Here is a 21,967-nt window from a genome sequence, read left to right as displayed (position 1 = left end):
CAGATTAGGCATAGCTCGCCGCAGCGCTATGTCAAGGATGTTTCGAGGATGTTTCCTCGGGCTCCCGGGCGTTTCGATCTGATGACATCTCGGTCAGTTCCCGCGCGACGGTGACCACGCAGGCGATGAAGTCGGTGACCACCGGATCCTCGACGGAGCCCGCGCGGATCGTGATGCCGATCTCCCGCGGCACCGTGTCGACGGTCACCGAGAGCGGCGCGAGCGCGGCGTCGGCGAGCACGAGCGAGCGGGGCAGCACGGCCACGGCGTCGATCCGGCGCAGGATGGGGCGGGTGGCGGTGATGGTCGAGCTCTCGATCAGGTTCCTCGGCTGACTGAGCCCGTGCACGAGGAACAGCCCGTCGATCTCGCTGCGGAACACCGAGGAGTAGCCGGGCACGATCCACGGCAGGTCCATCAGGTCGGGCACGCCCACGTCCTGGCCGAGCAGCGGATGCTCCTTCCGCACCGCCAGCACGAGCGGATCCTCGTAGAGCCGCAGGTACTGGTTCTCGCTCGAGCGCTCGGTGGGGATGCGCCCCACCAGCATGTCGAGCTCGTTGCGGCTGAGCATGGAGCGCAGCGCGGTCTGGTACTCCTCGACCAGCGAGATGGTCACCCAGGAGGCGGTCTCCTTGAAGCGCAGGATGGCCTCCGGCAGCAGCATGTGCACCGTGGCCAGGTTGACGCCCACCCGCACGAGGCCGGTCGAGGCGCCGTGGACGAAGTCGTCGAGCCGCTCCCCCGCCTGCCGCATCGTGTTGAGCACCGCCGCGGCGTACTCCACGAAGATCTGGCCCTGGGGCGTGGGCTCGACCCCGCGGGGACCGCGCTCGAACAGGGTCGTGCCGATCGCCGCCTCGAGCTCCTGCAGGCTGCGGGTGACGTAGGGCTGCGTCACGCCGAGCGCGGCGGCCGCACCGCTCAGGGTGCCGTGCTCGGCCACGGCCTGCACGAGCAGGAAGTGCCGCATCCGCACCCGGCCGTCGAGTAGCCTGCTCACGATCGATGCCATGCGTGCCACAGTACGGCGTGGCCCGAGTATTCGCTTTTCTTGACGATCGATGCCAAGTCATGACAAACTGCCGCGACGAGCACGCCGCCTGCATCGCCCGGGAATCCGAGAAGGAGCACCACACGATGAGCCACGCCCCCGCCGCCCCCGCGTTCGACCGCGACGCCTACCGCCCCGACGCCGACTACGAGAACCTCGTCGGCGGCGTCTGGCGGCCCGCGGCGAGCAGTTTCGAGGCCGTCGATCCCAGCATCGGCGAGGCCTGGGCGGTGCTGCCGGAGAGCACGCCGGCCGATGTCGACGACGCCGTGCGCGCCGCGCAGGCCGCCTTCCCGGCCTGGTCGCGCACCTCGGCCGAGCAGCGCCAGCTCGTGCTGCTCGCGATCGCCGACCGCTTCGAGCAGCACGGCGCCTCGTTCGCGCCGTTGCTCGCCACCGAGAACGGCCGGCCCATCCGCGAGGCCTTCGCGGGCGACATCCCCACCGTCTCGGCCATCTTCCGGTTCTTCGCCGGGGTCGTCCGCGCCCACCACGGCGACCAGGTGCCGGTCTCCGACCCGCACTCGCTGGTGTACACCACGCGCGAGGCGCTCGGGGTGATCGCGGTCATCCTGCCCTGGAACTCGCCGCTGATCACGCTCGCCAACAAGCTCGCGCCCGTGCTGGCGGCCGGCAACACGGCCGTGGTGAAGCCCTCCGAGTACGCCAGCGCGAGCGTGCTGGAGTTCATGAAGCTGATCGAGGATCTGCTGGAGCCGGGCGTGGTCAACATCGTGTGCGGGCACGGGGCCGTGGGTGCCGCGCTCTCCGCGCACCTCGACGTGGCGAAGATCACCTTCACCGGCGGGCCGGCCACCGCGCGGCTCATCCTCGGCAATGCGGCCCTCGCGCTGACCCCGGCGCTGATGGAGCTGGGCGGCAAGGGCGCCATGATCGTGGCGGAGGACGCCGACCTCGATCGGGCGGTTCAGGATGCCCTGACCGGCATCTACATGGCCAACGGCGAGGCCTGCATCGCCTCGTCACGGTTGCTGCTGCACGAGAAGATCTACGACGACTTCGTGGGGGCCTTCGTGGAGGTGGCCGACCGCATCCGCCTGGGCGATGCGCTCGACCCCTCGACCGAGCTCGGCCCGCTCGTCTCGTCGAAGCAGCTCTCCCTCGTTCAGGGGCACCTGGCGACGGCCCGCGAAGACGGCATCGGCTTCCTCACCAGCGGCTCGGCGCCCGAGGGCCCGGGCTACTTCCAGGCGCCCGTGATGCTCGCCGACGACGCGGGCGCCTCGCGCATCGCCCGCAACGAGGTGTTCGGCCCGGTCACCGTGGCCGAGCGCTTCAGCGACTACGACGACGCCGTGCGGCGCGCCAACAGCACCCGCTACGGCCTGGCGACGGGCATCTGGACGCGGGATCTCGCCCGGGCGCACGTCGTGGCGCGGGAGCTGCGCAGCGGCATGGTGTGGGTGAACAAGTGGTTCGACCTGCCCGCCGGCATGCCCATGGGCGGCGTGGGCGACAGCGGTTTCGGGCGCGAGACCGCCGCTCAGACCCTCGACGAGTACTCCACCACGAAGGCGGTCAACATCGACCTCGACAAGCCCCGCCCGCCCCTGTGGGGCGCCGTCGCCTGAGTCTTGCGTCAGGCCGGCCGGATGACGACGGATGCGCCGGGGGCACCCAGCGACGGCGTCTCCCGCGGCACCCCGAGTCCGTGCACCCGCACCAGGCCGAGCTCGTGCACGGAGGCATCCACCCATCGCTCGAGCTGCTCGCGCGCCGCGGCGAACTCACCGCGCTCGAGCCACTCGCAGACCGCGCCGATGCGCCGCCGGGCCGCCAGCTCGGCCGGCCCCGGATCGTCGGAGGCGCGATCGTGGGCCTTCCGGAGCATCCGCAGGGCCGATGGCACGTCGCCGGAGAGGAACAGGGCGTATCCGCCCACCTCCGATCGCTGTAGGCTCCTCGAGTCCAGCCCCTCGTGGATCATCGTCTCGAGCTCCTCGCGCTCGTCGTAGCCGATCCGCAGCACCGAGCGCACGATCCCGCGCACGTCGTCGCTGACCAGCGAGATCTCCTCGCTGCGCGATCCGGTCACCCGCATCCCGCCCGTGATGCGGTCGGTGGGCACGAACAGCGGGCTCGACACCCGGGTGATGTGGATCACGTCCGGATCGGGCGTCGGCTCCATCGCGACCCCGAACAGCACGCGCCCGACGGGTTGCGAGTAGCACAGCCTCCCGCGGAACGCCCAGTCGCCCCGAGGCAGCACGCCGCGCACGAGGCGCTCCCACTCAGCGTCGTCCATCAGCCCGCCCCCTCCGCTCGGATCAGCGAGTCAAGACGGCAGGTTCGCCTTGACGTAGGCCACGATGGCGTTCGCATGGCCGTGGCCCAGGCCGTGCTCGGCCTTGAGCCAGGTGACCACGTCCATGTGCCGCTCGGTGTCGAGCCGGTCGGCCACGAGGTCGAGCCACTCCTGCATCGGGCGGCCGTAGGTCTTCTCGATGCTGGGGAAGTACGACGCCGGCCCCTTGACCTTCTCGCCCGCAGGAATCGTCGGTGCGATCACCCGATGTTCTGCCATGGCGACATGCTAACGCAGCGAGGTCAGGCGGCGGGGGTGGAGGAGCCGATCACGGCGACGCCCTTGATCTCGATCAGGGCCTCGGGCTGCCAGAGGGCCGTGGTGCCGATGCCCGCCATCGCGGGGTAGTCGGATCCGGCGAGCTCGCGCCAGATGCGGCCGATCTCCCGGCCGTGCGCCTGGTAGTCGGGGATGTCGGTGAGGTAGATGGTGACGTCGACGAGATCGGATGGCACGCCTCCGGCGTGCTCGAGCGTGGCGAGCACGTTCGAGAACGCCTGCCGGAACTGCTCGACGATGCCGCCGGGCACGATCGCGCCGTCGGCACCCATGGCGGTCTGGCCGCCGAGGTACACGGTCTGGCCGACCTTGGTGCCGTGCGCGAAACCGGAGGGCTTGGAGAGGCTCGGCGGGTTGATGGTCTGCTTGCTCGGCTGCGTCATGAGGATGCTCCCGTCGGGGCGGATGAGGGAAGGCGGATCATGCCCTCCTGGGCGACGGAGGCCAGCAGGCGCCCGTCGGTGGAGAAGAACGAGCCGTGCACGAGCGTGCGGGCGCTCTGCAGCGACTGCAGCTGCTGCGCGTAGAGCACCCACTCGTCGGCGCGGCCGTCGCGGTGGAACCACATCGCGTGGTCCAGGCTCGCGGTCGAGAGCCCGGCCGCGGCCCACGGGGTCGCGGTGGCCCGCAGGGCGCTCTCGAGGATCGTGTAGTCGCACACGTAAGCCAGCGCCGTGCGGTGCAGATCGACGTCGTCGGGCAGGGCGTCGAAGGCCTTCACCCACACGGCCTGGTGCGGCACGGCAACACCCTGCACGTCGAAGTAGACGGGCGAGGGTGCGTGCCGCATGTCGAAGCTGCGGCCGGATGCCCAGTACGCGGCGGCAGCGCCGGCCACGCCGGCGACCGCCTCGGCCGACGACGGCAGCGACTCCGGCCCGGGCAGATCCGCCGGCATCGCGATCTGGAGGTCGGGGCCCTCTTCCGGCACCTGGAAGGTGACGGTCGCGATGAACGCGGACTTGCCGTTCTGCCGCCCGGTCACGGTGCGCGTGGAGTACCCCCGGCCGTCCCGGACGCGCTCGACCTCGTACGTGACCTCGCTCGACACCTCGACCGGCCGCAGGAAGTGCCCGTGGAACGAGTTCACCCGGCGATCCGGGGTGGAGGTGCGCAGGGCGGCGGCGAGCGCCTGGGCCACCATGTCGCCGCCGTAGGCCTTGGGCCACGGCACGTACTGTGTCTGCGCGGTGAAGACGTCGTCGCCCGTCGAGGTCAGGTCGACGGCGGCGAGGAACGGCGCCGAGGTGGGGGCGAGCTCGGGTGCGTCGCTCATGCCCGGCGGTAGCCCTCGAGCGTCGAGTCGTCGACGTCGTCGAGGTTCACCACGATGTTGTCGGGCGTGCGCGTGGTGAGCCAGACGAGTTCTTCGGTGGTGGACATGTTCGCCTCGACGTGCGGCATGAACGGCGGCACGAACACCCAGTCGCCCTCGCTCATGTCAAGCCACTCGGAGTAGCCCTCGCCGAAGTAGATGCGGGCGCTGCCGCGCAGCACGTAGCCGCCGGTCTCGGCCTCGCCGTGGTGGTGCGGGAACGAGCGGTAGCCCGGCTCGTTGCTCACCTGGCCGAACCAGATCTTGGTGGCGGGGGTGTGCTGGATGCTCACTCCGGAGACGCGGACGGCTCCCCCGGACTGGCCGGTCTCGGTGTGCTCCTCACCGCGACGGGTGACGACGGGGACGATTTCTGCTGACATGGCAACCTCCACCGGCAAACTACCACCGGAGCGCATAAATCACACACTTTTATTCCGTTCGTAACATGAACGTGCCATTTTCGAGCGGATGCCCGGTATCGTTCAACCATGGAGCGCACAGTCGACGCCGTCATCATCGGATCCGGAATCAACGCGATGGTCGCCGCGGCCGAGCTCGGCAAGGCCGGCTGGTCGGTGGCGCTGGTGGAGAAGAACCCCGAGATCGGCGGCTTCATCGCCTCGGGCGAGCTCACCGAACCCGGCTTCGTGCACGACACCTACTCCTCGTGGCATCCGCTCTTCGTCTCGGGCGCCGCCTACGCCGCGCTCGGCGAAGACCTGCACGCTCAAGGCCTGGAGTACTGCAACACCGACGGCGCGCTCACCGGCAGCATCGCGCCCGACGGACGCTCGGCTGTGGCGTACCGCGACCCCGAGGCCACCGCCGCGGCCTTCGAGCACGCCTCCGACCGCACCAACTACGCCCTGATGCTCGAGCAGATGGGCTCGCGGGCCCCCGTGGTGTTCGGCGCGCTCGGCTCCGAGCTGCGCACGACGGCCGCGGTCGGCCTCGCCGCGAAGGCCCTGCGCGCCTTCAAGATCAAGGGCAGCGAGTCGCTCGCCCGCGACGCCCTGATGAGCGGCCGCTCCTTCGCCCGCGAGCGCTTCAAGGGCGAGGAGTCCGACCGCCTCTGGGCGCCCTGGCTGCTGCACGCCGGGCTCTCCCCCGACAGCGCCACCGGCGGCATGATGTTCGCCATCATGGCGCTCTCGATGCACGGCTTCGGCCTGCCCGTGGTGAAGGGCGGCGCCGGCAACTTCGTCAAGGCCTTCCGCGGGGTGCTCGAGGCCAATGGGGTCGAGATCGTCACCGGAACGAGCGTCGAGAAGATCGTCGTGACCGACGGCCGGGCGACCGGTGTGGAGACGAGCTCGGGCCGCATCCTGGCCCGCCGTGCGGTGCTCGCCGGCACCACGCCCGGCGCGCTGTTCCGCGAGCTGCTGCCCAGCGCATCCGTGCCCGCGCGCACCCGCAGCGAGGCCGCCCGCTACCGCTACGGCCGCGCCGCCATGCAGCTGCACCTGGCGCTCGACGCCCCGCTGACCTTCACGGACTCCCGGCTCGACGAGGCCCCGCTCGTGCACGTCAGCGACGGCTCCGGATCGACCGGTGTGGCCTGCGCCCAGGCCGAGGCCGGCCTGCTGCCGAGCGCCCCCACCGTGGTGATCGGCCGCCAGCACCTGCTCGACCCCACCCGCGTGCCCGAGGGCAAGGGCTCGCTGTGGTTGCAGCTGCAGGAGGTTCCGTTCGAGGTTCGGGGCGACGCATCCGGAACCATCGCGGGCGCCGACGGCGGCTGGTCCGCGGATGTGGTGCGCGCCTACGTCGACCGCGTGCTCGACCGCGTGCAGTCGGTGGCGCCCGGCCTCCGCGACTCCATCCTGGCGACCGAGGTCATCACCCCGCAGGACCTGAACGCCTACAACCCCAATGCGGTCGCGGGCGATCCGTACGCCGGTTCGGCCGAGATCGACCAGAACCTGCTCTGGCGCCCGCTGCCCTCGGCCGGCTCGCACAAGACCGCCGTGCCCGGCGTCTGGCACCTGGGCGCCTCCTCGCACCCCGGCCCCGGCCTCGGTGCGGGCTCCGGCCACCTCGTGGCCACCGCCCTCCTCAAGTCCCGCGCCCCGCGCCCCTGACCCCCCTCCCCCTCCGTCGACCCGTCACTTTCTCCCGTTATCCGGGCACCAAAGTGGGACTAACTGACGGGTCGACGGGGGGGGTGGGTGGGGTCAGGCGGTCGGCACGTCGCGCACGGCGACGACCATGCGGGTGACCGCGTAGCGCACGGCGCCGGACTCGTCGCCGATGGTGACGTCCCACACCCAGGTGCTGCGGCCGCGGTGCAGAGCCTCGGCGCGCGCCACGAGCACGCCGGGCACGGGCGCCGAGCGCAGGAAGTTCGTGCTGTTCGACAGCCCGAAGCCGATCCGGCCCGAGGGGCCGACCGCGTGATTGGTGCCCTCCGAGGCGATCGCCTCGGCGATGGCGCAGTAGACACCGCCGTGCACGACACCGGTGGGCTGGGCGTGGTGCGGCCCGGTCTCGAGCCGAGCAACCGCCTCGCCCTCGCCAAGTGAGACGATCTCGAGGCCGTAGAACCGGTCGAACGGAGAGACTGCCACATCCGCCCCGGTCACGGAGTCTGCGCCCGCCGCCGGGCCCGCAGCCCCGACTTGTACTGCTTGGGAACGGTCTTGTCGCGGTAGCCCAGATCCAACGCCGCGTTCAGCGTCCAGTACGGGTCGACCAGGTGCGGCCGCGCCAGCAGTGCCAGATCGGCGCGCCCGGCCACCAGGATCGTGTTCACGTCGTCGATCGACGAGACCGCGCCCACCGTCATGGTCGGGATGCCCGCCTCCATCCGGATGCGGTCGGCGAACGGGGTCTGGTAGAGCCGCCCGTAGTTGGGCTTGGCCTCGGTGCTGGTCTGCCCGGTGGAGACGTCGATGATGTCGCAGCCGTGCTCCTTGAGCACGCGGGACAGCTCCACGGCGTCGTCGCCGGAGAACCCGCCGTCGACCCAGTCGGTGGCGCTGATCCGCACGCTGATCGGCTTGTCGGCCGGCCACACGGCGCGCACCGCGTCGAACACCTCGATCGCGAAGCGGCTGCGGCCCGCGGCGTCGCCGCCGTAGCCGTCGGTGCGCCGGTTCGACAGCGGCGAGAGGAAGCTGGACACCAGGTATCCGTGGGCGAAGTGCAGCTCGAGGATGTCGAACCCGGCCCGCGCCCCGCGCTCGGCGGCGCGCACGTGCTCCTGCACGATCTCGGCGATCTCGGCCTCGGTGAGCTCGTGCGGCACCTGCCCGTCGGCGAGGTACGGGATGGCCGACGGCCCGACGATCGGCCAGTTGCCCTCGTCGAGCGCCTCGTCGATGCCCTCCCACATGAGCTTGGTGCTGCCCTTGCGACCCGAGTGCCCGATCTGCAGCCCGATGGCGGCCGAGCTGTTCTCGTGCACGAAGTCGACCACCCGCGCCCACGCCTGCTCCTGCTCGTCGTCCCAGATGCCGGGGCAACCGGGCGTGATGCGGCCCTCGGGCGACACGCAGGTCATCTCGGTGAAGACGAGCCCGGCGCCGCCCACGGCCCGGGAGCCCAGATGCACGAGGTGCCAGTCGGTCGGCACGCCGTCGACGGCCGAGTACTGTGCAGTCGGCGAGACCACCACGCGGTTTTTCAGCCGCAGGCCGCGCAGCGAGTACGGGAAGAACATCGGCGGGGTTCCGGATGGCGCGCCGTTGCCGCGCTCGGCCTGGTCGGCCGCGAACCAGTCGTCGACGCGGGCCATGTACAGCGGATCGCGCACGCGCAGGTTGTCGTAGGTGATGCGCTGGCTGCGGGTGAGCAGCTGGAACACGAACTGCGCGGGCGGCAGATCGGTGTAGCGGTGGATGCTCTCGAACCACTCCAGGCTCGTCATCGCCGAGCGGCGCAGCGATGCGGCGACCGGCCGGCGGATCTCCTCGTAGCGCGACAAGGCGGCGTCGACGGTCGGCTCGGCGGCGATCGCCCCCGCGAGCGCCACCGCATCCTCGAGCGCCTGCTTGGTGCCGGAGCCGATGGAGAAGTGGGCGGTGTGCGCGGCGTCGCCGATGATGACGACGTTGCCGGTGTGCCAGTGCTCGTTCGTGACGTCGCGGAAGTTCAGCCAGTTCGAGTTGTTGCCCTGCAGCGAATGGCCCTGCAGATAGTCGGCGAAGATCTCCTCGCAGAACTTCAGAGCCTTCTCGTCGGTCTGCCCGGGCACACGCTCGGAGGCGTCGAGCCCGGCGCGGCGCCAGGTCTCCGGATCCGTCTCGACGAGGAACGTCGATCCGTTTTGGCCTGTTGGTCCGTCTTGGCCGTACGGGTAGATGTGCGCCCAGAACAGGCCGTACGGGGTGTCGACGAACACGAAGGTGAAGCAGTCGATGGGGCGGTCGGTGCCGAACCAGGCGTACTTGAAGGGGCGCACCTCCACCTTCTCGCCGAACTCCGCCGCGTAGGTCTCGCGGGTGCGGCTGTTGACGCCGTCGGAGGCGATCACGAGGTCGTGCGTCTCGCGCAGGTCTTCGGCCAGCGGCGCCACGGTGTCGTGCCGCATCGTCACGCCGAGCTCGGCGGCCCGCTCGGCCAGCACCATCAGCAGGTCTTTCCGCGCGAGGGCGGCGAAGGCGTGCCCGTCGCTGCGCTCCTGGTAGCCGCGGAAGTCGACGTCCATCGCACTCCACTTGCGCCACAGCTTCTCGATCCGCTCGAAGCTCACCGGGTCGGCCAGGCGCAACCCATCGAGCGTCTCCTCCGAGAACACCACGCCGAAGCCGAAGGTCTCGTCGACGGCGTTGCGCTCGTAGACCGTCACCTCGTGGGCCGGATCGGCGAGCTTCAGCAGGATGGCGCTGTACAGGCCGCCCGGGCCTCCACCGATGCATGCGATTTTCATCGTGAGTGCTTTCCGTTCCGTCAGGTGCAGCAAGGTCTGAACTAGATATTACTCTTAATTTACGTTCGTCATCACTTACGAATGCCCGATTTCGGGGAAAGATCCAGCGTGAGGCGCGGCCGGAGCGGCCACCGGGCCTCCCGCCCGCCGGTCAGGCCGCCCGGGCGCAGGATCAGCACCACGATCAGCACGAGGCCCACGATGATCAGCCGGCTGCCCGAGGGCAGCGACACGATCACGCCGCCGAACTGCATCCCCGATTCCAGCAGACCCAGGATGTGGTTGAGTGCCGAGACCACGACCACGCCCACCACGGCGCCCCAGAGCGAGAGCATGCCGCCGATCACGAGCATCGCGATGGTGGTGAAGGTGAAGTCGAGGTTGAACTGGGAGGCCTGCACCACGCGGTTGGTCTGCGCCCAGAGCGCACCGCCGACGGCCGCGACCGCACCCGACACCATGAAGGCGACGATGCGGTGCTTCGTCACGTCGATGCCCGAGGCGGGCGCCGCCACGATGTCGTCGCGGGAGGCGCGCAGGAAGCGGGCGCTGCGCGACCGGCCGTACGCCCAGGCGGCCACGACCATGAGCAGGGCGATGACGAGCATCCCCTGCAGGTCGAGGGTCTGCGGGATGCCCACCATGGACTGCCCCGACTTCGGGCCGAGCGCCGTGGAGTAGGTGAGCACCTGCACCACCAGCATCAGCAGCGCGAAGGTGGCGATGCCGGCCTCGAGGCCGTGCAGGCGCATCAGCGCCGCACCCGCGATGAGCCCGACGACGCCGCCCACGACCGCCGCCACCAGCACGGCCACCAGCGGGGGCAGCGAGGCGTCGCGGAGCACCGGCAGCAGGCCGGGCATGATCGAGTCCTTCATCTCCACCGGGATGGTGAGCAGCGACATCGTCCAGGCGCCGATCGCCACGAACGCGAGGTGCCCGAACGAGAGCACACCGCTGTTGCTGACGAAGATCGACAGCCCCACCACGATCACGAGATTGACCAGCATGTAGCCGAGGTCGACGCGGGCCGAGGAGGAGACGCCGCTCGCGATCGCGGTGACGAGGTAGAGCAGGCCCAGCGGGGCGACGAGGGTCCACACGTCGCCGATCCACTCCGGAACGGGGACGAGGCCCGGGTTCTTACGATCGCGACGCATCAGGTGCGCACCTTTCCGGCGCCTGTGGAGAACAGGCCGTTCGGCCGCAGCACGAGCACGGCGATGACGAGGAGGTAGACGAAGGCCGTGCGGAACGGGTTGATCTCCGGCGGCAGCCAGCTGGTGAGCAGCGACAGCGCCACGCCCACCACGAAGCCGCCGACGACGGCTCCGCGCAGATTGCGCAGCCCGCCGATGACGGCGCCGATCAGGCCGAACAGGGTGGGCTGCACGCCGAACGAGGGGCCGACGGTGCCCGACTGCACGGTCAGCACGAACGCCACGGCCGCGGCGATGAAGCCGCTGATGGCGAAGGTGACGGCGATCACGAGGCCCGAGCGCACGCCCAGCAGGCGCGCGATCCGGAAGTCGGCCGAGGCCGCCTGCACCTGCAGGCCGATGCTGGTGCGGGTGAGGAAGAGCTGAACGCCCACCAGCAGCACCACGGCGAGCACGATCGTGACCACCGAGAGCAGGTTCAGCCGCACCGCGCCGAGGTCGATCGAGGTCGACAGACCGCCGGCCACGGATGCCGAGAGCACGTTCGCCCCGAAGACGCCCTCGTAGATGCGCTGCAGCAGGATGCTGAGGCCGAAGCTCGCGATCAGCAGCGTGGCCGGCGACTGCGAGCGCAGCCAGGTGAACACGGCGTAGTTCATCGCGAGCGCCACCGCGATCCCCACCACGGCCGCGCCGAGCACGGCGAGCACGGGGTTCATCGGCCAGACGATGATGAGCGTGTAGGCCGAGGCGGTGATGATCTCGCCGTAGGCGAAGTTGGCCAGCCGGAGCACGCCGAAGACGAGCCCGATGCCGAGGGCGGCGAGCGCGTAGACGGCGCCGGCGGAGGTGGCGTCGATGAGAGCCTGCAAGAAGTTCATGATCCGAGGTAGGCCTTCGCGAGGAGTTCGGCGTCGGTGGCGTCGGCGGGGCCGAGGGTCATCGTGATCCTGCCTTCGCCGAGGACGTGGGTGCGGGCGGCCGCGGCGACCGTCTGCTGGGCGCGCTGCTCGACCAGCAGCACCGCCGTGCCCGAGCGCTGCACCGCGGTGATGGCGTCGAAGACGGTGTCGATGGCGGTGGGCGAGAGGCCGAGCGAGGGTTCGTCGAGAACCAGCAGCCGGGGCTCGGAGAGCAGGGCGCGCGCGATGGCGAGCTGCTGCTGCTGACCGCCCGAGAGCAGCCCGGCCTGCCGGCCGAGGAACTCGCGCAGGATGGGGAACAGCTCGAGCACCCACTCGCGGGTGGCATCCAGCCCCTGCTTGCCGCGGCGGGCCACCTCGCCGAGGCGCAGATTGTCGCGCACGGTGAGACCGCCGAAGATGTGGTGGCCCTCGGGCACCAGCGCGAAGCCGGATCGGGCGATCTGCTCGGGCTTGCGGCCGAGCAGCGGGGTGCCGTCGAAGTCCAGCGTGGTCGCCCTGGCGCGCACGGCGCCCGCCAGCGCGAGCAGTGTGGAGGACTTGCCGGCGCCGTTCGGGCCGATGATGCCCACGAGCTCACCCGGCCCGACCTGGAACGAGACGCCCGCCACCGCGGTGACGCCGCCGTACGCGACGGTGAGGCCCTTCACCTCGAGGATGGGGCTCTGCCCGGAGGACGACTCCGGCGTGGTGCTGCCCTCAGGCATCGTCGCCTCCCGCGATGGTGGCCGCCATGCTGCCGAGGTACGACTCGGCCAGGCGGGGATCGGTGCGCACGGTCTCGGGCGGGCCGTCGACCACGTTCGCACCCGCGGCGAGCACGTGGATGTGGTCGCAGGCGCCGAAGATCAGGCGCATGTTGTGGTCGATCAGCAGCACGCCGAGGCCCAGGTCGTCGACCACGCCGCGGATGGCGCTCTTGAACAGCTCCATCTCGCCGTCGTTGAGGCCGGCGGCCGGCTCGTCCAGAAGCAGGTGGCTGGGGCGGGTGGCGAGCGCGCGGGCCACGCCGAGGCGCCGCTCGACGCCGTGCGGCAGGTGCTCGGCGCTCTCGCCGGCGTGCTCGAGCAGGTCGAAACGGTCGAGGATCTCGATCGCCTCCCGCCGTGCGGCACGCGATCCGCGGCCCACCCCGAGCGCACCCAGCTGCACGTTCTCGAGGATGGTCTGCCCCTTGAAGATGTGGCCGTGCTGGAAGGTGCGCGCCACGCCCCGGCGGGTGCGCCGGTACGAGCGCTCGCGGGTGCGGTCGACGCCGCCGAGCAGCACGCGGCCCTCATCCGGCCGGTCGTAGCCGCTCAGGATGTTCACCAGCGTCGACTTGCCGGCGCCGTTGGGCCCGATCAGCCCGGTGATCCGCCCGGCGGGAACGGTGAGGTGCACGTCGTTCAGGGCCTTGACCCCGGCGAAGTGCCGGGAGATCCCCTCCGCCGCCAGGATCCCTGACGGCGGAGAGGACTCACCCTGCACGGTGGGGAGGTCAGTCAACGAAGACGACCTTCTCGGGCGCCCGCTCCTCGAGGAAGGCGAGCTTGCCGTCGGTGATCTGCATCACGCGCTGGGGGCGTTCGACGTTGATGTGCAGCTCGTCGGTGAAGCTGGTCGGCCCCACGAGCAGATCCTGGTCGTCGAAGGCGAGGAAGGCGTCGGCCAGGGCCTTGCCGTCCCAGGACCCGGTGGTCTCGTGAGCGGCGACGAGGGCCTGGACCGTGGAGGTGCCGGTCACGAAGCTGCCCACGCTCGGCCGCTCGCCGTACTCGGCCTCGTAGCCGTCGGCCAGCTCGTTGACGGCCGCATCCGGGTCGTCGCCCATGATCGAGGAGTAGGTGACGGTGTAGTAGTCGCTCAGCCCGGGAACCGAGTCGAGCCAGAAGGTGCCGTCCATGCCGAAGCCGGAGACGATGGGCGCGGTCACGCCGTTGTCGCGCAGGTCTTTGGCCGCCTGGGCGCCGCCCGGGCTGTAGCCGCAGTTGAACACCACGTCGGGCGCGGTGCCCGCGGTGATCTGCGAGACGGTCTCGACGATCGACTCGCCCTGCACGTAGTCGTACGTGCCGACCGTGGTGCCGCCGAGCTCTTCGAAGCGCTTCTGCGCCACGTCGCACTGGCCGACGGTGTACTTGATCGAGGTGTCCGTGAGGAACACCGCGTTCTTCCAGCCCTTGCTGTTCGCGAACTCGGCCATCACCGACGACTCGCCGGGGGTGCCGTTGCCCATCGAGAAGCCGAGCTGCAGGCCGCCGGCGGGGCCGTAGATGGTGTCGCCCACGCAGGGGGCGATGTTCAGGATGCCCGCGGCCTCCGCCACGAGCGAGGCGGGGCTCGCCACGTCGTAGTCGCAGGTGACCACGATCACGTCGGCGCCGGCGTCGATGACCTGCTGGGCCGCCGAGGCGTACTTGTCGAGGTCGGATCCGGTGTCGACGATGTTGAGCTCGATCGGGGCGCCGTCGATGCCGCCGTCGGCGTTCACCGCGTCGACCTCCATCTTGATGGTGTTGAGCGCGGGGATGTCGAAGGGCGACATGAAGCCGGTCTCGGCCATCACGACGCCGATGGTGAGGCCGGCGGCGCCCTCGGTGGATCCGCCGGACGTGGATTCGGGGGCGGCGGTGCTGACACAGCCGGCGAGGAACAGGGAGGCGGCGACGACGGCGACCGCTCCGGTGCGTGCGATGGGTTTCATGGAAGGACCTCCAGTAGGGATGCGATGCGTGCGATGCGGTGCGTGCGGTACTGCTGGTGCGGTGATCTGGTGTCTCAAGCTACGGTGCTTTCGTTTCCAGAGAATTACAACGACATGACGATCGTTAGTTGAGGGTGCCAGAAGTCGGGCGTGCGCGCTAGAGTCGGGGCACACATCTGATTGGAGAATCGTGAGCGGATCGAATGTCATCGCCGAATTCCTGTCCGGGATCACCGGAGGCTCGCTGAAGGTCGTCGACCTGACGAACACGCTGAGCAGCAGCACCCCCGCCCTGCGGCTGCCGGATCCGTTCGCCAACCTGATCGACTTCAGCCTCGAAGAGGTCAGCGCCTACAACGAGCCCGGCCCGTACTGGAAGCACCACAACATCCACACCGGCGAGCACATCGGCACGCACCTCGACGCCCCCGTGCACTGGGCCACCGGCCGCGACGGGCTCGACGTCTCCCAGATCCTGCCGGAGCGCCTGATCGGCCCGGCCGTCGTGATCGACAAGACCGCCGAGGTGGAGGCCGACGCCGACTTCCTGCTCGAGGTCGACGACATCCTCGCCTGGGAGGCCGAGCACGGCGAGCTGCCCGCGAACAGCTGGCTGCTGCTGCGCACCGGCTGGGAGAAGTTCTCCGACAGCCAGGAGGCGTTCCTGAACGCCGACGAGAACGGCCCGCACACCCCCGGCATCTCCGCCGCGTGCGCCAAGTGGCTGGCCGAGGAGCGCCCCATCTCGGGCTTCGGCGTGGAGACGGTCGGCATCGACGCGGGCTCCGCCGGCGGCATGGACCCGGCCTTCCCGGCGCACTTCTACCTGCTCGGCGCCGACAAGTACGGCCTCACCTCGCTGCAGAACCTGGGCGAGCTGCCGGCCACCGGCGCCATGCTCGTGGTCAGCCCGCTGCCGATCGTGGGAGGCACGGGAAGCCCCACCCGCGTGTTCGCGATCACCGGCGCCTGAGCCGTGAACGTCGCAGAACTCGTCGGCACCGCCCTCGGCCGGCTCGGTGTCGGCCACGTCTTCACCGTGGTCGGCAGCGGCAACTTCGAGGTCACCAACGCCCTCGCGGCGGCGGGTGTGCCCGTCACCACCGCGCGGCACGAGGGCGGCGCCGCCACCATGGCCGACGCCTTCTCGCGCATGAGCGACCTGCCGGCCGTGCTCACCACGCATCAGGGCTGCGGCCTCACCAACGCGGCCACGGGCATCGGCGAGGCGGCCAAGAGCCGCACCCCGCTGATCGTGCTCACCGCCGACGTGGCCACCGGTTCGGTCACCTCGAACTTCAAGATCGATCAGGATGCGCTGGCCCGCAGCCTCGGCGCCGTCGCCGAGCGCGTGCACTCGGCCGGCACCGCCCTCGCCGACGTCACCCGGGCCTACCGCACGGCCGTCAACGAGCGGCGCACCGTGGTGATCAGCCTGCCGCTGGACGTGCAGGCCGCCGCCGCGCCGCCGCTTCCGGATGATCTCGCGGTGGTTCCCGACACGCCGATCCGTCCCTCCGCCGCAGCGGTCGAGGAGCTGGCGGCCGCCATCCGCGCCGCCTCTCGCCCCGTTTTCGTGGCCGGGCGCGGTGGCCGTGCGGCCGGAGCCGAGATCGCGGCGCTGGCCGAGGCATCCGGAGCCCTGCTGGCCACCTCGGCCGTGGCCAACGGGCTCTTCCACGACGAGCCCTTCGCGCTCGGCATCTCGGGCGGCTTCTCGTCGCCGCTGACCGCCGAGCTCATCTCCTCGGCCGACCTCGTGGTGGGCTGGGGCTGCGCACTGAACATGTGGACCATGCGGCACGGCAACCTGATCGGGCCGGATGCGACGGTCGTGCAGGTCGACGTCGAGGGCCGCGCCCTCGGAGCGAACCGGCCGATCGATCTCGGCATCGTGGGCGACTCCGCCCTCACCGCCGTGGACGTGCTCGCCGCTCTCGAGGCTTCGCCCCGGGAAGGTGCGGGATACCGCTCCGCTCCCCTGCCGGGTTCGGTGCGCTGGAACGACGTCGAGACCCCGGATGTCTCGACCGCGACCTCGATCGACCCGCGCGTGCTGTCGCGGGAGATCGACCTCCGGCTGCCGGCCGAGCGCATCGTCTCGATCGACTCGGGCAACTTCATGGGCTATCCGAGCGCCTACCTCGCGGTACCCGACGAGCGGGGCTTCTGCTTCACGCAGGCGTTCCAGTCGATCGGACTGGGCCTGGCCACGGCCATCGGCGCCGGCCTCGCGCAGCCCTCGCGGCTGCCGGTGCTCGGCACGGGCGACGGCGGCTTCCTGATGGCCATCGCCGAGCTCGAGACGGCCGTGCGCATCGGTCTGCCGCTCGTGGTGATCGTCTACAACGACGCCGCCTACGGCGCGGAGGTGCACCACTTCGGGGCGGACACCGACCTCTCGACGGTCACCTTCCCCGAGACCGACATCGCCTCGATCGCCCGCGGCTACGGGGCCACCGGTCTCACGGTCCGCACGGCCGCCGACCTCGCCGGCGTCGACGAGTGGCTCGCCACCCCCGGCGGCCCCGAGGCCCCGCTCGTGATCGACGCGAAGATCGCCTCCGACGGCGGCTCCTGGTGGCTTCACGAGGCCTTCAAGGGCCACTAGCCCCTCCTCCCCGGCACCGAGAAGTCGCAAACGGCCCCTGAAGCGAAGGCTCAGGGGCCGTTTGCGACTTCTCGCGCGAGGTGGGTGCGGGATTACGCCCAGATCTGGGTGTAAGGGTGGGAGCAGAGCTCGACCACGGTGCCCCAGGGGTCTTCCATGTAGCGGATGCGGTAGTTCTTGGCCGGGTCGATGACCACGGTGTCGGAGCGGGCACGGCCGCCGGCGGCGATGATGCGCTCGCTCACGCCGTCGAAGTCGACCGCCGTGAGCGAGAGGTGGTTGATGCCGGTCTTCCAGAACTCGAAGTTGTCCTCCGGGGCGACCGTGGCGGGCGAGGCGAAGTGGAACAGCTCGAGGCCGGCGCCATCCGCCCCGCAGAGGTGGGCGAAGCGGAAGCTCGTGAACCCGACCCCGTAGATGTTCGCGGCGGCGAGGCCGAGCGGGGAGTCGTCTTCGAGCACCTCGAGCGGTCCGGCCAGCAGGTAGTAGCCGAGCGTGTCTCGGTACCAGTCGATGGCGGCCTCGAGATCAGGCACGGTGACCCCGACGTGGCTGAAGGCGGTGGCGGGGGGCGGAGTGGCCATGGAATCGTTCCTTCGTGGCAGGGTGCGGATGCGTTGCAGGGTGGGGATGATCAGGCGGGCGAGGTCAGATCCGTCGCCGTCACGCGGTTGCGCAGTTCGCCGAGGCCGTCGACGCGCGTGACGATCTCGTCGCCGTCGGCCAGGAACACGGCGGGCTCGCGGGCGCTGCCGATACCGCTGGGCGTGCCGGTGAGCACCACGTCGCCGGCCTCGAGCGTCATGCCGCGGCTGAGCTCTTCGAGCAGCACGGGCACGGTGAACGCCATCGCCGTGGCGGGCGCGTTCTGCCGGGTCTCGCCGTTGACGGTGAGCGAGAGCTGCAGCGCACCGAGGTCGACCTCGTCGGCCGTGGTGACCCATGGGCCGATCGGCATCGTGCCGTCGACGCTCTTGCCCTTCAGCCACTGGCCGCCGTGCTGGCGCTGCAGGTCGCGCTGCGAGATGTCGTTGGCCACGAAGTAGCCGAACACGTGGTCGGCGGCGTTCGCGGCGCGCAGCGAGCGCCCCGGTGTGCCGATCACGAGCGCGATCTCGACCTCGTAGTCCCACTTCGCCGACAGCGAGGCGTCGAAGGCGATCGGATCGGTCGGGCCGATCACCACGCCCGGCCCCTTGGTGAAGAACGTCGGGTGCTCCGGCATCTCGACCGGTCCTTGGCCCTCGCGCTTGCCGAGGGATTCGTAGAAGTGGTCGGTGTAGTTCCAGCCGGTGCAGAGGATGTCGCGGTTGAACCGGGTGAGCGGCGCCAGGAAAACCGCATCGGAGGCGGGCACGGCCTCCGCCGTGGCGAGCAGCGCCGACACCTCCGCCAGCGCGGGCCCCAACCCGAGCCGCACGAGGTCGTCGATCGTCGGGGCGCCCACGGGCAGCAGGAGCAGCTGCTCGCCGCCGGTCTGGCCCAGCACGGCCGTACGGATGCCGTCGCCATAGGCGACGCGTGCCAGCCGCATCCTCAGCAGTCGCTGTCGGTGAGGTGCTCGTACACGAGCGCCAGGTCGCCGACGGCCACTCCGAGGGCGCTGAGCGCCACCCGCACGTTCGATTCGGTGCTCGGGGCGAGCCCGCCGCCGGCCTCGAGCGCCTTGAGGCTCTCGTAGGCGTCGAGCAGCTGCTGCTCCTTGGCGGTCAGCGCGTTGCCGATGAGGTCCACGGCCATGTCGTACTCCTTGGGTGTCGGGGGCCAGCAGAGAGCCGGCGCTAGCGCAGGTCTTGAAGGCGCTTGGCCTTCAGTTCGAACCGGGGCAGGGTGTTCTCGGGCGCGCGCTCGATGATGAAGCGCAGGCCCTCGTGCCCGTCGGCCAGCTCGGTGCCGAGCTTGGTGATGAGCTCGGACCACTCCGCATCCGTCACCGTCGGCACGGGCTCGGCGAGGAGGGTGATCTCGTCGCGGATGCCCTCGCGGGTGATCTTCACCTGGAACTCGTCGATCACGGGGAACGCCCGCACGATCGCCTCGACGGCCCGCGGGTAGACGTTCGTGCCGCGCACGAGCTTCATGTCGTCGACCCGGCCCAGGATGCCGCCCTGGTAGAGATCCCAGGTGCGCCCGTTCGAGGTGGTGGTGTGCGGCACCTTCACCACGAGGTCGGAGGTGCGGTACTTGATGAGCGGGATCATGCTGCGGCCGAACGAGGTGGTGATGCGCTCGCCCCGCTCCCCGTAGGGCAGCTCGATGCCGGTCTCGGGGTCGATCACGCGCTCCACGAACTGGTCCTCGATGATGTGGGTGCCGCCCGGCTGATCCTCCGGCTCGAACATGAAGATGGTCGAGATCTCGGTCATGCCGGCGGTGTCGAAGCTCTTGGCTCCCCAGAGCTCCTCGATCAGCTCCTTGGTCTTCGGCGGGATCGGCTCGCCCGAGAGCACGATCCGGCTCACCTTGGAGTTCTTGAGGTCGATGCCGAGAATCTCGGCCTCCTGGGCGAGCCGCAGGGCATAGGTGGGGGTGGATGCCACGACCGTGACGTCGTAGTCGATGATCTGCTTCACCCGGGTCGGTGTGGGCTGCGCGCCCCCGGGGATCGTGGTGGCGCCGAGCTTCTCGAGGCCGTTGTGCAGACCCCAGAAGCCGATGAAGGTGCCGTAGCCGAAGGCCACGTAACCGATGTCGTGCGGGCGAACCCCCATGCCCCAGAGCGCATACGACCACATCTCGGCCGACCACGACCAGTCCTTGCGGCTATCCAGAGCCCGCAGCGGGGTCTTGCCCGAGGTGCCGCTGGTGGTGTGGAAGCGGATGGCGTTCTCGTGCCCGGCCACCGGCAGTTCGCCGTAGGGCGGAAAGTCGTTCTGGCTGCGCATCCACTCTTCGCGGGTGAGGAAGGGCACCCGGTCGTAGTCGTCCCAGCTGTTCAGCTGCGCGGAGGTGAACCCGGCCCGCTGGAAGGACTTCTGGTAGAAGACGCTGCGCGCCTCGGCCCACTCGATCACGCGCTTGAACTTCACGAACTGCAGGGCCGACAGGTCTTCCCTCGACATCGTCTCGGTCTTGGGGTTCCAGTACGGGCTGTCATTCATCAGCGAATCACCTTTCGTTCGATTCCGGCGTGACGGAGCGGGTACTCACTCCGACAGTAGGGTTCGTTCGTTTCGGCCAGATTACATTGCAGTTACGATCGTCACTAGTAGGAAATGGAATTATTCCGACACGAAGGATCGACCGATCGCCCCCGGAACACCAGGGGCGGAGACCGGCTCGACGGGTCGCTCAGCGGATCACGCGAACGCGCGGTCGGCGAACATCGCGGCCCAGGCGAGCCCCGCGGCGACGATCGCGATCAGCACGATGACGGCTACGACACCCCAGCGCTTGAGCTTCTCGACACGCGGATCGGGGTAGTACTTGCTGCTGCGTCGCCTCCGGCGACGTCCCGTCGTCGAAGGCATGCTCCCACCGTAGGCTCACGCCGGGGCCGAGAGGTTTCTGGCATATGAACGGATGCTCGGCACTCGCCGAGTCAGCACCCTGAACGGTGACCGCCGAGCACCGCGACCCGCATCCCGGCAGGTTGCAGGTGCGCGCTCGAGGGAGTTAGGTTTGGTTAGGCATACCTAATTCGACGGCATCGCGGTCGCGCGGTGTGCCCCTCCCACAGCACCCCACCGAAAGGCACCTCCATGCCCCGCGCCTCCCGCCTGATCGCGCTCACGGCCGTCGCCACGCTCGCCGCCGGCCTCGCCGCCTGCTCCTCCTCCACCTCGGCCGACGAGTCGGGCAGCAACGCCGGCAGCAGCGACTTCACCCCGGTCACCATCGAGCACGCCCTCGGCACCACCGTCATCGAGAGCAAGCCCGAGCGCATCGCCACCGTCAACTGGGCCAACCACGAAGTGCCGCTCGCCCTCGGCGTCGTGCCGGTGGGAATGGCCGCCGCGAACTTCGGGGACGACGACGGCAACGGCACCCTGCCCTGGGTGGAGGAGAAGCTCGACGAGCTCGGAGCCGAGACCCCCGTGCTGTTCGACGAGACCGACGGCATCGACTTCGAGGCCGTCGCCGACACCCGGCCCGACGTCATCCTCGCCGCCTACTCCGGCCTCACCCAGGAGGACTACGACACCCTGAGCGAGATCGCCCCCGTCGTGGCCTACCCGGAGACGGCGTGGGGCACGTCGTGGCGCGACATGATCGAACTCAACGCCGAGGGCATGGGCCTCAAAGCCGAGGGTGAGGCCCTCGTCGCCGAGCTCGAGACCGAGATCGCCGACGCCGCCGCCGACTACCCACAGCTCGACGGCGTCTCGGCCGCCTTCCTCACCCACGTCGACACCTCCGATCTCAGCGAGGTGAGCTTCTACACCACGCACGACACCCGGGCCGCGTTCTTCGAAGACCTCGGTCTGGCCACCCCGGAGAGCATCGCCTCGGCCTCGGCCACGACCGATCTGTTCTCGCTCACCCAGAGCGCCGAGCAGGCCGACGCCTTCGACGACATCGACATCATCGTCACCTATGGCGCCGACGAGCTTGTCACGGCGCTGAAGGGCGACCCGCTGCTCTCGCAGATGCCGGCCGTCGCCGCCGGCGCCGTCGTGAACCTCGACGGGTCGGGCCCGGTCGGCACGGCCGCGAACCCCACCCCGCTGTCGATCTCGTGGGTGCTCGACGACTACCTCGCCCTGCTGGGTGCGGCCGCCGACAAGCTCGGCTGATCAC

The 21,967-nt window shown here is 70.1% G+C and carries 23 protein-coding genes; 5 read left to right on the top strand and 18 right to left on the bottom strand.

The features are described from left to right. Positions 1-31: 31 nt before the first annotated feature. Entirely contained in the window at positions 32-1,015 is a 984-nt protein-coding gene (locus tag ACN4JJ_RS03995; RefSeq protein ID WP_440708607.1) for a LysR substrate-binding domain-containing protein, read from the bottom strand. Positions 1,016-1,140: 125 nt separating this feature from the next. Here ACN4JJ_RS03995 and ACN4JJ_RS03990 point away from each other — a divergent pair, with 125 nt between their 5' ends. Then, positions 1,141-2,646 carry an aldehyde dehydrogenase family protein gene (locus ACN4JJ_RS03990; protein ID WP_440708606.1) on the top strand — a complete coding sequence of 502 codons (1,506 nt, stop codon included), beginning with the start codon at positions 1,141-1,143 and terminating at the stop codon, positions 2,644-2,646. Between the two features lie 8 nt (positions 2,647-2,654). Here the strand turns inward: ACN4JJ_RS03990 and ACN4JJ_RS03985 are convergent, their stop codons facing one another. The 5 genes from ACN4JJ_RS03985 to ACN4JJ_RS03965 are packed head-to-tail and all read right to left on the bottom strand — an operon-like array spanning position 2,655 to position 5,357. Further along, positions 2,655-3,320, bottom strand: coding sequence for a tetratricopeptide repeat protein (locus ACN4JJ_RS03985; protein WP_440708605.1), 666 nt, complete (start codon positions 3,318-3,320; stop codon positions 2,655-2,657). A gap of 30 nt (positions 3,321-3,350) precedes the next feature. Continuing rightward, complete coding sequence (locus ACN4JJ_RS03980; protein ID WP_440708604.1) at positions 3,351-3,599, bottom strand: DUF4287 domain-containing protein; 249 nt, start codon at positions 3,597-3,599, stop codon at positions 3,351-3,353. Positions 3,600-3,622: 23 nt separating this feature from the next. Continuing rightward, positions 3,623-4,042, bottom strand: coding sequence for a RidA family protein (locus tag ACN4JJ_RS03975; protein WP_440708603.1), 420 nt, complete (start codon positions 4,040-4,042; stop codon positions 3,623-3,625). Next, complete coding sequence (locus tag ACN4JJ_RS03970; RefSeq protein WP_440708602.1) at positions 4,039-4,935, bottom strand: acyl-CoA thioesterase; 897 nt, start codon at positions 4,933-4,935, stop codon at positions 4,039-4,041. The genes ACN4JJ_RS03975 and ACN4JJ_RS03970 overlap by 4 nt, the downstream gene beginning before the upstream one ends. Then, positions 4,932-5,357: a cupin domain-containing protein gene (locus ACN4JJ_RS03965; RefSeq protein WP_440708601.1), complete on the bottom strand. Its 426-nt coding sequence runs from the start codon at positions 5,355-5,357 to the stop codon at positions 4,932-4,934. The genes ACN4JJ_RS03970 and ACN4JJ_RS03965 overlap by 4 nt, the downstream gene beginning before the upstream one ends. A gap of 108 nt (positions 5,358-5,465) precedes the next feature. Between ACN4JJ_RS03965 and ACN4JJ_RS03960 the strand changes: the two genes are divergently transcribed. Beyond that, on the top strand, positions 5,466-7,058 hold the full coding sequence (locus ACN4JJ_RS03960; protein WP_440708600.1) for a phytoene desaturase family protein: 1,593 nt from the start codon (positions 5,466-5,468) through the stop codon (positions 7,056-7,058). A gap of 93 nt (positions 7,059-7,151) precedes the next feature. Here ACN4JJ_RS03960 and ACN4JJ_RS03955 read toward each other — a convergent pair whose 3' ends face one another. The 7 genes from ACN4JJ_RS03955 to ACN4JJ_RS03925 form a co-directional block, all read right to left on the bottom strand. Then, on the bottom strand, positions 7,152-7,544 hold the full coding sequence (locus ACN4JJ_RS03955; RefSeq protein WP_440708599.1) for a PaaI family thioesterase: 393 nt from the start codon (positions 7,542-7,544) through the stop codon (positions 7,152-7,154). Between the two features lie 11 nt (positions 7,545-7,555). After that, on the bottom strand, positions 7,556-9,847 hold the full coding sequence (locus ACN4JJ_RS03950; protein WP_440708598.1) for a bifunctional salicylyl-CoA 5-hydroxylase/oxidoreductase: 2,292 nt from the start codon (positions 9,845-9,847) through the stop codon (positions 7,556-7,558). A 71-nt stretch (positions 9,848-9,918) separates the two neighbouring features. Further along, positions 9,919-11,007: a branched-chain amino acid ABC transporter permease gene (locus ACN4JJ_RS03945; protein ID WP_440708597.1), complete on the bottom strand. Its 1,089-nt coding sequence runs from the start codon at positions 11,005-11,007 to the stop codon at positions 9,919-9,921. Continuing rightward, positions 11,007-11,888 (bottom strand): branched-chain amino acid ABC transporter permease, encoded by an 882-nt coding sequence (locus ACN4JJ_RS03940; RefSeq protein ID WP_440708596.1) that lies wholly within the window; start codon positions 11,886-11,888, stop codon positions 11,007-11,009. The genes ACN4JJ_RS03945 and ACN4JJ_RS03940 overlap by 1 nt, the downstream gene beginning before the upstream one ends. Then, on the bottom strand, positions 11,885-12,637 hold the full coding sequence (locus ACN4JJ_RS03935; RefSeq protein WP_440708595.1) for an ABC transporter ATP-binding protein: 753 nt from the start codon (positions 12,635-12,637) through the stop codon (positions 11,885-11,887). Before ACN4JJ_RS03935 ends, ACN4JJ_RS03940 begins: the two co-directional genes overlap by 4 nt. Next, positions 12,630-13,418, bottom strand: coding sequence for an ABC transporter ATP-binding protein (locus ACN4JJ_RS03930; RefSeq protein ID WP_440708594.1), 789 nt, complete (start codon positions 13,416-13,418; stop codon positions 12,630-12,632). The genes ACN4JJ_RS03935 and ACN4JJ_RS03930 overlap by 8 nt, the downstream gene beginning before the upstream one ends. Next, positions 13,411-14,616: an ABC transporter substrate-binding protein gene (locus ACN4JJ_RS03925; RefSeq protein ID WP_440708593.1), complete on the bottom strand. Its 1,206-nt coding sequence runs from the start codon at positions 14,614-14,616 to the stop codon at positions 13,411-13,413. Before ACN4JJ_RS03925 ends, ACN4JJ_RS03930 begins: the two co-directional genes overlap by 8 nt. A 190-nt stretch (positions 14,617-14,806) precedes the next feature. Here ACN4JJ_RS03925 and ACN4JJ_RS03920 point away from each other — a divergent pair, with 190 nt between their 5' ends. After that, positions 14,807-15,589, top strand: coding sequence for a cyclase family protein (locus ACN4JJ_RS03920; RefSeq protein ID WP_440708592.1), 783 nt, complete (start codon positions 14,807-14,809; stop codon positions 15,587-15,589). A 3-nt stretch (positions 15,590-15,592) separates the two neighbouring features. Further along, positions 15,593-17,227, top strand: coding sequence for a thiamine pyrophosphate-binding protein (locus ACN4JJ_RS03915; protein ID WP_440708591.1), 1,635 nt, complete (start codon positions 15,593-15,595; stop codon positions 17,225-17,227). Between the two features lie 92 nt (positions 17,228-17,319). On the opposite strand, the gene ACN4JJ_RS03910 is transcribed toward ACN4JJ_RS03915, so the two are convergent. From ACN4JJ_RS03910 to ACN4JJ_RS03890, 5 genes are all read right to left on the bottom strand, one after another. Further along, entirely contained in the window at positions 17,320-17,811 is a 492-nt protein-coding gene (locus ACN4JJ_RS03910; RefSeq protein ID WP_440708590.1) for a VOC family protein, read from the bottom strand. Positions 17,812-17,861: 50 nt separating this feature from the next. Beyond that, positions 17,862-18,761 (bottom strand): fumarylacetoacetate hydrolase family protein, encoded by a 900-nt coding sequence (locus ACN4JJ_RS03905; RefSeq protein ID WP_440708589.1) that lies wholly within the window; start codon positions 18,759-18,761, stop codon positions 17,862-17,864. A gap of 2 nt (positions 18,762-18,763) precedes the next feature. Beyond that, complete coding sequence (locus ACN4JJ_RS03900) at positions 18,764-18,967, bottom strand: hypothetical protein (RefSeq protein ID WP_440708588.1); 204 nt, start codon at positions 18,965-18,967, stop codon at positions 18,764-18,766. 41 nt (positions 18,968-19,008) lie between these two features. Further along, positions 19,009-20,328, bottom strand: a complete 1,320-nt coding sequence (locus tag ACN4JJ_RS03895) for a phenylacetate--CoA ligase family protein (RefSeq protein WP_440708587.1) — start codon at positions 20,326-20,328, stop codon at positions 19,009-19,011. A 198-nt stretch (positions 20,329-20,526) separates the two neighbouring features. Then, entirely contained in the window at positions 20,527-20,697 is a 171-nt protein-coding gene (locus ACN4JJ_RS03890; protein WP_440708586.1) for a hypothetical protein, read from the bottom strand. Positions 20,698-20,928: 231 nt separating this feature from the next. Between ACN4JJ_RS03890 and ACN4JJ_RS03885 the strand changes: the two genes are divergently transcribed. Then, positions 20,929-21,963: an iron-siderophore ABC transporter substrate-binding protein gene (locus ACN4JJ_RS03885; protein ID WP_440708585.1), complete on the top strand. Its 1,035-nt coding sequence runs from the start codon at positions 20,929-20,931 to the stop codon at positions 21,961-21,963. The last annotated feature ends 4 nt before the right edge of the window (positions 21,964-21,967 follow it).

It is taken from the genome of Herbiconiux dendrobii (assembly GCF_052048175.1).
GTDB lineage: Bacteria > Actinomycetota > Actinomycetes > Actinomycetales > Microbacteriaceae > Herbiconiux.
This window is presented reverse-complemented; position numbering and strand designations above follow the sequence as displayed.